This is a genomic window from Serratia myotis (assembly GCF_027474885.1).
In the GTDB taxonomy this organism is placed as follows: domain Bacteria; phylum Pseudomonadota; class Gammaproteobacteria; order Enterobacterales; family Enterobacteriaceae; genus Serratia; species Serratia proteamaculans.
Genome location: NZ_CP099707.1, coordinates 3998199 through 4010790 on the forward strand (window position 1 = coordinate 3998199; position 12592 = coordinate 4010790).

Genomic DNA, 12592 nt, shown 5'->3' on the forward strand with positions numbered 1-12592 from the left:
GTTAACACCAGTCAAGAGTAAGGTAGGGTTATGATTTCAGGCATTTTAGTATCACCGGGTATCGCTTTTGGTAAGGCTCTCCTACTGAAAGAAGATGAAATTGTCATCAACCGGAAGAAAATCTCTGCAGACGCTGTAGAGCAGGAAGTCCAACGTTTTCTTGATGGCCGCGCCAAGGCATCCGTGCAGTTGGAAGCAATCAAGACCAAAGCTGGCGAAACCTTCGGCGAAGAGAAAGAAGCTATCTTCGAAGGCCATATCATGCTGTTGGAAGACGAAGAGCTTGAGCAGGAAATCATAGCCCTAATCAAAGATGATCTGGCTTCTGCGGACGCGGCTGCCTACACCATCATCGAAGGCCAGGCGAAAGCGCTGGAAGAACTCGACGATGAGTACCTGAAAGAACGTGCGGCCGACGTACGGGACATCGGTAAACGCCTGCTGCAGAACATTCTGGGCCTGGCTATCGTCGATCTGAGCTCAATCCAGAACGAAGTGATTCTGGTAGCTACCGATCTGACTCCGTCTGAGACCGCACAGTTGAACCTGGACAAAGTGCTGGGCTTCATCACCGATCTCGGCGGTCGTACTTCCCACACCTCCATCATGGCTCGCTCCCTGGAATTGCCGGCAATCGTAGGCACCAGCGACGTGACCAAACAGGTGAAGAACGACGACTACCTGATTCTGGACGCGGTTAACAATAAAATTTACGTTAACCCAACCGCTGACGTTATCGATCAGTTGAAAGCCGAACAGAACCAATATCTGACCGAGAAAAACGATTTGGCCAAGCTGAAAGATCTGCCGGCGATTACGCTGGACGGTCATCAGGTTGAAGTCTGTGCCAACATCGGCACCGTGCGCGACGTCGCAGGTGCAGAGCGCAACGGTTCTGAAGGTGTCGGCCTGTATCGTACCGAATTCCTGTTCATGGACCGCGACTCACTGCCAACCGAAGACGAGCAGTTCCAGGCCTATAAAGCCGTTGCGGAAGCCGTAGGCTCACAGGCGGTGATCGTCCGCACCATGGACATCGGCGGCGACAAAGACCTGCCGTACATGAACCTGCCGAAAGAAGAGAACCCGTTCCTCGGCTGGCGCGCCATCCGTATCGCCATGGATCGCAGAGAAATCCTGCACGCCCAGCTGCGTGCCATCCTGCGCGCCTCCGCGTTCGGCAAACTGCGCATCATGTTCCCGATGATCATTTCCGTGGAAGAAGTCCGCGATCTGAAAGGTGAAATCGAGACGCTGAAAGCGCAACTGCGTGAAGAAGCCAAGGCATTTGACGAAACAATTGAAGTGGGCGTGATGGTGGAAACACCGGCCGCAGCGGTGATTGCTCACCACCTGGCGAAAGAAGTCGACTTCTTTAGTATTGGGACAAACGATCTTACCCAGTATACTCTGGCGGTAGATCGCGGCAACGAGCTGATTTCTCATCTCTATAACCCGATGTCCCCATCAGTGCTTGGCCTGATCAAACAGGTTATTGATGCATCTCACGCAGAAGGCAAGTGGACCGGTATGTGCGGTGAACTGGCTGGCGATGAGCGTGCTACACTGTTGTTATTGGGCATGGGGCTGGATGAGTTCAGCATGAGTGCGATTTCAATCCCGCGCATCAAGAAAATTATTCGTAATACGAATTTCGAAGATGTGAAGGCGTTGGCAGCGCAAGCCTTGGCACAGCCAACGGCGCAAGATCTGATGAATTGCGTGAATAAATTCATCGAAGAAAAGACGCTCTGCTAAACTTCCACGACACTGGAACGCCGCCCAATTTAATGCTTAGGAGAAGATCATGGGTTTGTTCGATAAATTGAAATCTCTGGTTTCTGATGACAAGAAAGACACGGGCACTATCGAGATCGTAGCTCCACTTTCTGGCGAAATCGTTAATATCGAAGATGTACCTGACGTAGTATTCGCTGAAAAAATCGTTGGCGACGGTATTGCTATCAAACCAACGGGCAACAAAATGGTTGCTCCGGTTGACGGCACTATCGGTAAAATTTTTGAAACCAACCATGCTTTCTCTATCGAATCCGACAGCGGCATCGAGCTGTTTGTCCACTTCGGTATCGACACCGTTGAACTGAAAGGCGAAGGCTTCAAACGCATCGCTGAAGAAGGCCAGCGTGTCAAGAAAGGCGATGTGGTCATCGAGTTCAATCTGGCCCTGCTGGAAGAGAAAGCCAAGTCTATCCTGACGCCGGTCGTTATCTCCAACATGGACGAGATCAAAGAGCTGATCAAACTGTCCGGTACCGTGACCGTTGGTGAGACCCCGATCATCCGCATCAAGAAGTAATAGCGAATGAACGCAAGAACGGCGCCCTCGGCGCCGTTTTTTTATGTCTGTGATTTGTGCAACGTCGCGATAGCGATTAACTCCAGCGTGGAATGCGCAGGGTAATCACCAGCCCTTCCTGTTCGCCGTTACGCGCTTCAACCTGGCCGCCATGTGCCAGTACCACCTTGCGGGTGATCGCCAGCCCCAGCCCGTAGCCCTTGCCCGACATCGCCGATTTCACCCTGACGAACGGATCAAAGATGCTCGAAAGCTTCGACTCTTCTACTCCCGGCCCCTGATCGCTGACCTCAATCTGGAACAGTTGCTCGATACGCGTCAGCACCACCGTCACCCGCTGTCCGTGGCTGGAAAACCGTAACGCGTTACGCACGATGTTATCCACCCCACGTCGCATCAGTTCGGCATTGCCCTTGACGGTGTAATCCACGTCCGAACTGGCCTGCAGCACGATTTCCACCCCAGGGATCTGGGCTTCATAACGCGCATCGCTCACCACCGCGTCCACCAGCCCGTACAGATCGAAATACTCTTCATCCGGCAGGCTGTTGCTCTCGGCACGCGACAGCGCCAGCAGTTCGCCAATCATTTTATCCAGCCGCCCTGCTTCATGCTCAATGCGCTGCAGCGAGTTCTCTACGTTGCCCTCATTCTGCCGCGCCAGGCCAATCGCTAATTGCAAACGGGCCAGCGGCGAACGCAGCTCGTGCGAAACATCGTGCAGCAACTGCTCGCGGGCGCTGACCAACAGTTCCAGCCGTTCGGCCATGCTGTCAAAGTCACGCGCGACCTCAGAAAGTTCATCATGCCGTCGGCGCATCGCCGGGAACAAACGTACCGACAAGTCCCCCTGCGCCACGCGATCAAAACCGTCACGCAGCTTGCGCATCGGCCGGGTCAGGTTCCAGGCCAGCATCGCACTGAACAACAGCCCCGCCAGCCCCCCGACCCAAAGCATCGGCGCGGGAATATTGAAGAAATGCGAACGCTTGTTGGGGCGATACTCTTCCCGCAGGCCACGCATGTCGTAACTCAGCCAATAGCCGTTACCGCCCTCACCTTCTACCCAGGCGGTGATCGCTTTCGGCATCCGGCGGCCTTCAAACACCGGCTCCTCGGGTTCTGGTACCGGTGCCGGTGGCTGTGCCATGGGGGTCACAGACAGCAAACGTCGGTCATCATCTGACCAGTCTTTCAGCATCGCATTCAGCGCAGGCATGCCACCGCTGCGCAGTTGGGTGGCGGCCGACGTCAATTGCAGTGTGATCACCCGCCGGGCCATGGCATTTTCCGGCGGTTCGTAGCGATCGCCATACAAAGAAAAAGCGACCCACAGCGCCTGGGTCATGATGATAAAAGTCAGCCAGAAGCCGAGCAGGATTTTCCAGAATAATCTTCCGCGCATGGGCATTATCGGATGCGATAGCCGATGCTGCGCACCGTCTCAATGCTGAGCGCGTTGTCCGTCAGCGCCCCCAGCTTCTGGCGAATGTTGCTGATATGCACATCAACGCTGCGGTCATAGGCTTCGCGCGGGCGGCCTAACCCTTTCTCTGACAGCTCATCTTTTGACACCACACGCTCGGGCGCACGCAGCAACAGCTCCAGCAGGTTGAACTCGGAAGCGGTCAGATCGAACGCCTTGCCGCGCCATTCACTGCTGCGGGTCGAAGGGTTAAGGGTCAGCTCACCAAAATTAATCGCAATCTCGTCGTCCACTTCATCCGGACGCTCGTCAAAACGGCGCAGTACCGCACGCAGGCGCGCTACCAGCTCACGGGGATAGCACGGCTTGGGCATATAGTCGTCGGCCCCCATTTCCAGGCCAATCACCCGATCGATGTTATCGCCTTTGGCCGTCAGCATGATGATCGGCATACGGCTCTTTTTACGCACGTCACGCAATACGTCGATGCCGCTCATGTCCGGCAGCATAATGTCGAGGATCATCGCGGTGTAATCGCCTGACAGCGCGCCTTCTACCCCTGCTTTGCCGGTTAGCACCAGCGTGGCGTTAAAGCCTTCGCCGGTCAGGTACTCACTCAGCATGGTGCCGAGTTCGAGGTCATCATCGACCAATAAAATTTTCATGCCTTGCTCCTTCGCGGATTTTCGCCATTTTCACGCCTATTTGTCTGCTTCGCAGCCGGTTTTACTCAATCCTTACATATTCCTGAACGCCACTTAACCGCAGCCTGAGCGACGGCGCGTTAAATTAGTGCCAACAGATTTTTGCCGCGCTTTTATGCCAGGGAATCCCATCGTCATGCCATCGTTTCAACGCTCAAAACGCTATCTGCTGCCCACCGTTATTGTGGCTGCTATCGCCTTATTTCTCTACTTCAGGTCGCAAGGCGGCGAAGAAACTCCCCGTTATATCACTACGGTGGCGCAAACGCGCGAGCTGGAACAAACGGTGTTGGCCGATGGCACCATCGAGGCGCAAAAGCAGGTCAGCGTCGGTGCCCAGGTCTCCGGCCAGATAAAGGCCCTGTACGTGACGCTGGGCGATAAAGTACATAAGGGGCAACGGGTAGCCGAGATTGACGACTTAACGCAGCAGAACGCCCTGAGGGACGCAGAAGCGGCATTGAAAAACGTTCAGGCCCAGCGCGCTTCCAAGATGGCGGCACTGCATAACAATCAGCTCGCTTATCAGCGTCAGCAGGCCATAGTGGCGCGCGGCGTTGGTGTGCGGGCAGATTTGGACAACGCCCAGGCCACGCTGATTGCGACCCGCGCTGACATCAATGCGCTGGACGCGCAGACGGTTCAGGCGCAGATCGCGGTCAATACCGCCCAGGTCAACCTCGGTTACACCAAAATCACCTCGCCGATCGACGGCACCATCGTCGCCCTGCCGGTGGAGGAAGGCCAGACGGTGAACGCGGTACAGAGCGCACCGACCATCGTCAAAGTCGCTCAACTGGCGACCATGACCATCAAAGCGCAAATCTCCGAAGCCGACGTGGTGAAGGTGAAAACCGGCATGCCGGTCTATTTCACCATTCTCGGCGAGCCGGGCAAGCGCTACCGCACCACCCTGCGGGCGATAGAGCCGGCACCGGACTCCATCAATGACGACACCACCTCGTCCAGCACCAGCAGTTCCAGCAGCACTTCCAGCACCAGCACTGCGATTTACTACAACGGCCTGTTTGACGTAGCCAACCTGGACGGCGCGCTACGCATCTCCATGACCGCACAGGTGTATATCGTGCTGGCCAAGGCCGCAGACGCGGTGGTGATCCCCGCCACCGCATTGCAGGGCAACTGGGTACAGGTGGTGGATAAACAAGGCAATATCGCCCGCCGCCCGGTCAAGGTCGGCATCAATAACAACGTTGATGCGCAGATAATCAGCGGCGTGTTGGCCGGCGAGCAGGTGATTGTCAGCCAGGTCAATGCCACGACTAAAAGCAGCACCCGCCGTATGGGCCCGCCGCCGATGGGGATGTAATCATGAGCCAACAGCCTCTGCTGCAACTGCATGGCATCAGCCGCCATTTTCAGGCCGGTGAGCAAACCGTGACGGTGCTGAACAATATCAACCTCACCATTGGCCAGGGCGAAATGGTGGCGATAGTGGGAGCTTCCGGCTCCGGTAAATCGACGCTGATGAACATTCTCGGCTGCCTTGACCATCCCAGTGAGGGCGACTATCAGGTGGCGGGTCGCAGTACCGGGCGGCTGGATCGCGATAGCCTGGCCGAACTGCGCCGCGAACACTTTGGTTTTATCTTCCAGCGCTACCATCTGCTGGGCGATCTTAGCGCACAGGGCAACGTGGAAGTCCCGGCGGTGTATGCGGGCCATCAGCGTAGTGCTCGCCGACAGCGCGCCGCCGATTTGTTGCAGCGGCTTGGTTTGGCACAACGGCTGGATTACCGTCCCAGCCAGCTCTCCGGCGGCCAGCAGCAACGGGTCAGCATCGCCCGTGCATTGATGAACGGTGGCGAAGTGATCCTGGCGGACGAACCGACCGGTGCGCTGGACAGCCACAGTGGTCAGGAGGTGATCGGCATCCTGAAAGACCTGCACGCCCGTGGTCACACGGTGGTGATCGTCACCCACGACATGCAAGTCGCGGAACATGCCCAACGCATCATCGAGCTTAGCGACGGCGAAATCATCGCCGACCGACAGAAAAGCGCCCAGACCGTCGCACGCCTGCCAAAGAGGCCAACTAGCACCAGCAGTCGTTGGCAATCACAACGCGACCGTCTGCGTGAGGCGTTCAAAATGGCGCTGCTGGCGATGGCTTCCCAACGTCTGCGCACCCTGCTGACCATGCTTGGCATTATTATCGGCATCGCCTCGGTGGTGTCGGTGGTGGCGCTGGGCAAAGGCTCCCAACAGCAGGTGCTGGCGAACATTAATGCCATGGGGACCAGCACGCTGGAGGTCTATCCAGGCAAGGATTTCGGTGATATGCGTTCAGCCGCAGTGCAAACGCTGCGCGCCACCGATGCCGACGCGCTGGCGCAGCAGAACTACGTGCACAGCGTGACGCCGACCGTTTCCAGCAGCACCACTTTTCGCTATGGCAATCAGTCGGTCAGCGGCACGGTCAACGGCGTTGGCGAACAGTATTTTCTGGTGCGCGGCTATCACATTGACAGCGGCATGGCGTTTAACCGCCAGAGCGTCGATCATCTGATGCAGGAAGCGGTGATCGACGAAAATACCCGCGACAAACTGTTTCCCCACGGCGCCAATCCGCTGGGTGAAGTGATCCTGCTCGGTTCGTTGCCGTGCCGCATTATCGGCGTCGCCGCCAAAAAACAGAGCGGCTTCGGCAGCGATGAAAACCTCAACGTCTGGATCCCCTACACCACTGCCATGAAACGCATGCTGGGCCAGAGCTACCTGAAAAGCATTACCGTGCGGGTTAACGACGATATCGATCTCACCAGCGCCGAAGACGGTGTCACTCGCCTGCTGAGCCAGCGCCACGGCGGCAAAGACTTCTTTGTGATGAACACCGACAGCATCCGCCAGACCATTGAACAGACCACCGCTACCCTGACCTTGCTGGTGTCGATGATCGCGCTGATTTCGCTGGTGGTCGGCGGTATTGGGGTGATGAATATCATGCTGGTGTCGGTCACCGAGCGCACGCGTGAAATTGGCGTCCGCATGGCGGTGGGTGCCCGCGCCAGCGACATCATGCAACAGTTCTTGATTGAGGCGGTGCTGGTGTGCCTGCTGGGCGGCGCGCTGGGGGTCTTGTTGTCACTGGCGATCGGCGTGGTGTTCAGCCAATTCAGCGACAACTTCAAGATGGTTTATTCCACCGGATCCATCGTCGCCGCTTTTATCTGTTCGACGTTGATTGGGGTGATTTTTGGCTTCTTCCCGGCGAAACGCGCCGCCGGGATGGATCCGATACATGCGTTGGAAAGGGAATAACTGTCAGGCAAAAACGCCGGTGGAGAGATAACGATCGCCGCGATCGCAGATGATCGCCACTATCACGCTGCCCGGATTGGCTGCCGCAATCTTTAGCGCACCGGCTACCGCACCGCCGGAGCTGACGCCACAGAAAATGCCTTCGCGCTGTGCCAACTGGCGCATGGTCTGTTCGGCGTCGGTTTGCTCGATGTCCAGCACCTGATCCACCAGTTCCGGACGGAAGATGCCCGGCAGGTAGGCCGGTGCCCAGCGGCGAATGCCGGGAATATTACTGCCTTCTGCTGGTTGCAGGCCGATAATCTGCACCTGAGGATTTTGGCTTTTCAGGTAGCCGCCCACGCCGGTAATGGTGCCAGTAGTGCCCATGCTGGAAACGAAATGGGTCACCCGTTGATGGCTCTGCTGCCAGATTTCCGGACCGGTGGTGGTGAAGTGGGCGTAAGGGTTGTCCAGATTATTGAACTGATCCAGCACCTTGCCCTGCCCCTGATTCTGCATTTCCAGCGCCAGATCGCGCGCGCCTTCCATCCCCACTTCCCGGCTGACCAGGATCAGCTCTGCGCCATAGGCGCGCATCGCCGCCTGGCGTTCCAGGCTCATGTTTTCCGGCATCAGCAGGGTCATCGAATAGCCTTTCAGCGCCGCGATCATCGCCAGCGCAATACCGGTGTTACCACTGGTGGCTTCGATCAACCGATCGCCGGGCTTTATCTCACCGCGCAACTCCGCCTGCTGGATCATCGCCAGCGCGGCGCGATCCTTCACCGAACCCGCCGGGTTATTGCCTTCCAGTTTGAGCCAAACCTCGCTGCCCAGTCCTGCGGCCAGACGTTGTAATTTTACCAGCGGGGTATTACCGATGCATTGTTCAAGCGTTGTCACGATCTTGGCCTGTGTTGAAGTACGTAATGTAAAAAGGCAACCCCAGGGTTGCCTTTAAAATGAAGTTGGGGGCTAAAAACTATCAGGCGCTTTTAGCTAACGCAACAGGTTGTAGCAGTTGGTCACCGGCATACAGACGCGCATTCAGGCTGCCAACGTAGTAACGGCCGCCGCGTACCGGGGGTTCGTTGCCATCCGGCAGCACTACGCTGATCGGTTCCTGATGCCAGCCGATGGGCTGTACGGTCATCTGCCAGAAATGGCCGCGTGGGCTGACTTCCAGCACCTGAACCGGCAGCGGGCAGCGGTCGCTGCTTTCGGTGCCGACTTCCATTTCCCAGGGCCGCAGGAACAAATCCACGCTGCCCTGATGCATCGGCTGGAACGACAGCGGCCACTGGTGCGCACCGACGAACAGCTGCGAACCGCGGATCTCGCCGCTCAGGCGGTTCACTTCGCCCATAAATTCCAGCACGAAGCGGCTGGCTGGTTCACGCACAATCTCTTCCGGCGAACCGACCTGTTCAATATTACCCTGGCTCATCACCACGATACGATCGGCCACTTCCATCGCCTCTTCCTGATCGTGGGTGACGAATACGCTGGTGAATTTCAGCTCTTCATGCAGTTGGCGCAACCAGCGACGCAGTTCTTTACGCACCTGTGCATCCAGCGCACCGAAGGGTTCGTCCAGCAGCAGGATTTGCGGTTCGACCGCCAGCGCACGTGCCAGGGCAACGCGCTGCTTCTGGCCACCGGAAAGCTGTGACGGGTAGCGGCTAGCCAGGTGGCTCAACTGCACCATTTCCAATAACTGGGTCACTTTTTGTTTGATCGCCGCGGCATTCGGACGCTCACGACGCGGCAGTACGCTCAGGCCGAAGGCGATGTTGTCGAACACCGTCATATGGCGGAACAGCGCGTAATGCTGGAACACGAAGCCCACCCGACGATCGCGGGCATGCACATGGCTGACGTCGGTGCCGTGGAAGCCCAGCTTGCCGCCGCTCTGGCTTTCCAGCCCGGCGATAATGCGCAGCAACGTGGTTTTACCGGAGCCGGAAGGCCCCAGCAGCGCCACCATCTCACCGGAGGCAATATCGAGCGAGATATCGTTCAATACCTTGGTACGACCGAAAAACTTGTTGATACCGTTAATCTCAATGCTCATGATTTTCCTCCCGCTCGAGACGTGCATTCTGACGTTCCAGACGCCATTGCAGGCCACTCTTCAAAAATAGGGTCACTATTGCCATCAGGGTCAGCAAACCGGCGGCGGTAAAGGAACCGACCGTGTTGTAGTCCTGTTGCAATAACTCAACCTGCAGCGGCAGGCTGAAGGTCTCACCGCGAATAGAACCGGACACTACCGAGACCGCGCCGAATTCACCGATGGCGCGCGCGTTGGTCAGTACCACGCCGTACAGCAGCGCCCAGCGAATGTTTGGCAACGTCACCCGGCGGAACATCTGCCAGCCGGAAGCGCCCAACAAAATGGCGGCTTCGTCTTCCTGGCTGCCCTGGCTGAGCATCATCGGCACCAGCTCACGCACCACGAACGGACAGGTCACGAAAATGGTCACCAGTACCATGCCCGGCCAGGAGAACATCACCTGGATATTATGCGCATCCAGCCAACCGCCCAGCAGGCCATTGCTGCCGTAAAACAACAGGTAAATCAGCCCCGCTACCACCGGTGAAACGGCGAACGGGATGTCGATCAGCGTCAGCAGCAGCTGGCGACCGGGGAAGGTGAAACGCGTCACCAACCAGGCCAGCAAGGTGCCGAAAACCAGGTTGAACGGCACGGTAATTAAAGCGATCAGTACCGTCAGCCAGATGGCGTGCAACATGTCGCGATCGATCAGGTTGCCCCACATCGCGCCAACACCCTTGGAAAAGGCCTCGGCGAAAATCGAAATGATCGGCACCACCAGCAGCAGTACCGAAAACAGTACGCCGATACCGATCAGCGTCCACTTGCCCCAGTTGACGCGTGGGCGTTCGACACCGTTGAACTCAGAGATATCCGCCATCAGTGCCCCCCAATGCGTCGGCCAAAGCGGCTCTGCAGAACGTTAATGCTGAACAGCAACAGCAGCGAGGCCGCCAGGATCACCGAGGCAATCGCACTGGCCGCCGGATAATCAAATTCCTGCAAACGAACAAAAATCATCAACGAGGTCACTTCCGTCTCCCAGGCGATGTTGCCGGCAATAAAAATCACCGCACCAAACTCGCCCAGGCTGCGGGTAAAGGAGATGGCCGTACCGGCCAGCAGCGCCGGTGCCAGCTCGGGCATCACCACACGGCGGAAGCTCTGCCAGCGGGTTGCGCCCAGGGTTTCCGCCGCTTCTTCATATTCCGGCCCCAGTTCTTCCAGTACCGGCTGTACGGTGCGCACCACAAACGGCAGGCTGGTAAACGCCATCGCCACCGCAATCCCCAGCCAGGTGAAAGTTACCTTGATGTCAAAATGCGCCAACCACTGACCATACCAACCGGTGGTGGAAAACAGTCCCGCCAGCGTCAGGCCGGCCACTGCAGTCGGCAGCGCGAACGGCAAATCGATCAGGCCGTCCAGCAGCGTGCGACCGGGAAAACGATAGCGGGTGAGGATCCAGGCCATCAACATGCCGAACACTGCGTTAAACAGGCTGGCGACGCCCGCTGCCAGCAGCGTGACCTTATAGGCCGCCACCACCTGCGGGTTGGAAATCACTTCCCAATACTGCGCCAGGCTCATCTGAGCCAACTGCATCACCAGCGCGCTGAGTGGCAACAGCAGGATCAGGCAGGTATAAAACAGGCTGCTCCCCAGACTGAGGCCGAACCCAGGCAGAACCCGCTTGCTGGTCAACGTCAACATTACTTACGCCCTGCGGCTAACAGTTGATCCAACTCACCACCGGTGGAGAAATGCGTTTTCATCACCTGCGGCCAGCCACCAAACTGATCTTCCACCCGGAACAGCTTGGTCTCCGGGAACTGGCCCTTGGCCGCTGCCATCGCCTGCTTGTCGTAAACGCGATAGTAGTAGCTGGTGATCACCTGCTGGGCTGCCGGGCTGTAGAGATAATTCAGGTAGTCTTTGGCCGCCTGTTCGGTGCCGTTTCTTGCCACGTTTTTATCTACCCAGGCCACCGGGAACTCCGCCAGAATATCGACCGGCGGCACGATCACTTCGTATTTGTCCTCGCCATACTGCTTGCGAATATTGTTCACTTCCGACTCAAAGCTGATCAGCACGTCGCCCAGACCCCGTTCCACGAAGGTAGTGGTCGCGCCACGGCCGCCGGTGTCAAACACCAGGACGTTTTTCAAAAAGCGAGTCATAAAGGCGCGAGTTTTGGTCTGATCGTTGCCATCTGCCTGGCTGGCAGCACCCCAGGCAGCCAGATAGGTATAGCGGCCGTTACCGGAGGTTTTCGGGTTCGGGAATACCAGCTTCACGTCGTCACGCACCAAATCGTTCCAGCTATGAATGCCTTTTGGATTGTCCTTGCGTACCAGGAAAGCCATGGTGGAATAGAAAGGTGAGCTGTTGTTCGGTAAACGGGTCTGCCAGTCGGCCGGGATCAGTTGGCCGCGATCGTGCAGGATCTGCACGTCGGTCACCTGGTTGTAGGTCACCACATCGGCACGTAATCCTTGCAGGATCGCCAACGCCTGCTTGGAAGAACCGGCGTGGGACTGCTTGATGGTCAGCTTGTCGCCCGGATGCTGCTGGTTCCATTGCTGTTCAAAGCCTGGGTTCAGCGCGGTAAACAATTCACGGGAAACGTCATAGGAGCTGTTCAGCAATTCGGTTGCCGATACGGTGCCGCTGGCTAACAGCGCCGCCGTCAACCATCCTTTCAGTACGATATTTTTAACCCGTGTTTGTTTCATTGTGCACCTTATAACTGAGTCAATCCGTCGGGCTTTCGCCCTGATGTTGACCAGTGTATTTATAACTAGGTGCGGAGCTGTAACGCT

The 12592-nt window shown here is 57.3% G+C and carries 11 protein-coding genes; 4 read left to right on the forward strand and 7 right to left on the reverse strand.

The genetic code is table 11. The features are described 5' to 3' along the window. The first annotated feature begins 30 nt into the window (after positions 1 to 30). Together ptsI and crr are read left to right on the forward strand one after the other, a co-directional pair. Complete coding sequence (gene ptsI / locus NHG65_RS18920) at positions 31 to 1758, forward strand: phosphoenolpyruvate-protein phosphotransferase PtsI (RefSeq protein WP_099063638.1); 1728 nt, start codon at positions 31 to 33, stop codon at positions 1756 to 1758. A 49-nt stretch (positions 1759 to 1807) separates the two neighbouring features. Next, on the forward strand, positions 1808 to 2317 hold the full coding sequence (crr, locus tag NHG65_RS18925; RefSeq protein WP_085118019.1) for a PTS glucose transporter subunit IIA: 510 nt from the start codon (positions 1808 to 1810) through the stop codon (positions 2315 to 2317). A gap of 76 nt (positions 2318 to 2393) precedes the next feature. Here the strand turns inward: crr and NHG65_RS18930 are convergent, their stop codons facing one another. Both NHG65_RS18930 and NHG65_RS18935 read right to left on the reverse strand, forming a co-directional pair. Then, positions 2394 to 3722: an ATP-binding protein gene (locus NHG65_RS18930; protein ID WP_099063703.1), complete on the reverse strand. Its 1329-nt coding sequence runs from the start codon at positions 3720 to 3722 to the stop codon at positions 2394 to 2396. A 5-nt stretch (positions 3723 to 3727) separates the two neighbouring features. Then, positions 3728 to 4408, reverse strand: coding sequence for a response regulator transcription factor (locus NHG65_RS18935; RefSeq protein WP_012146164.1), 681 nt, complete (start codon positions 4406 to 4408; stop codon positions 3728 to 3730). A 175-nt stretch (positions 4409 to 4583) separates the two neighbouring features. Between NHG65_RS18935 and NHG65_RS18940 the strand changes: the two genes are divergently transcribed. After that, a complete protein-coding gene (locus tag NHG65_RS18940; protein ID WP_099063637.1) occupies positions 4584 to 5777 on the forward strand; it encodes an efflux RND transporter periplasmic adaptor subunit in 1194 nt (397 codons plus the stop codon). A gap of 2 nt (positions 5778 to 5779) precedes the next feature. Beyond that, complete coding sequence (locus NHG65_RS18945; RefSeq protein ID WP_198404439.1) at positions 5780 to 7729, forward strand: MacB family efflux pump subunit; 1950 nt, start codon at positions 5780 to 5782, stop codon at positions 7727 to 7729. A gap of 3 nt (positions 7730 to 7732) precedes the next feature. Here NHG65_RS18945 and cysM read toward each other — a convergent pair whose 3' ends face one another. From cysM to NHG65_RS18970, 5 genes are all read right to left on the reverse strand, one after another. Further along, positions 7733 to 8614 (reverse strand): cysteine synthase CysM, encoded by an 882-nt coding sequence (gene cysM, locus NHG65_RS18950; RefSeq protein WP_099063636.1) that lies wholly within the window; start codon positions 8612 to 8614, stop codon positions 7733 to 7735. Between the two features lie 82 nt (positions 8615 to 8696). Then, positions 8697 to 9785, reverse strand: coding sequence for a sulfate/thiosulfate ABC transporter ATP-binding protein CysA (cysA, locus tag NHG65_RS18955; protein WP_099063635.1), 1089 nt, complete (start codon positions 9783 to 9785; stop codon positions 8697 to 8699). Continuing rightward, complete coding sequence (cysW, locus tag NHG65_RS18960) at positions 9775 to 10650, reverse strand: sulfate/thiosulfate ABC transporter permease CysW (protein WP_085118026.1); 876 nt, start codon at positions 10648 to 10650, stop codon at positions 9775 to 9777. Before cysW ends, cysA begins: the two co-directional genes overlap by 11 nt. Continuing rightward, positions 10650 to 11483 carry a sulfate/thiosulfate ABC transporter permease CysT gene (gene cysT / locus NHG65_RS18965; RefSeq protein WP_499182544.1) on the reverse strand — a complete coding sequence of 278 codons (834 nt, stop codon included), beginning with the start codon at positions 11481 to 11483 and terminating at the stop codon, positions 10650 to 10652. Before cysT ends, cysW begins: the two co-directional genes overlap by 1 nt. Continuing rightward, positions 11483 to 12505: a sulfate ABC transporter substrate-binding protein gene (locus NHG65_RS18970; protein WP_085118030.1), complete on the reverse strand. Its 1023-nt coding sequence runs from the start codon at positions 12503 to 12505 to the stop codon at positions 11483 to 11485. Before NHG65_RS18970 ends, cysT begins: the two co-directional genes overlap by 1 nt. Positions 12506 to 12592 lie beyond the last annotated feature (87 nt).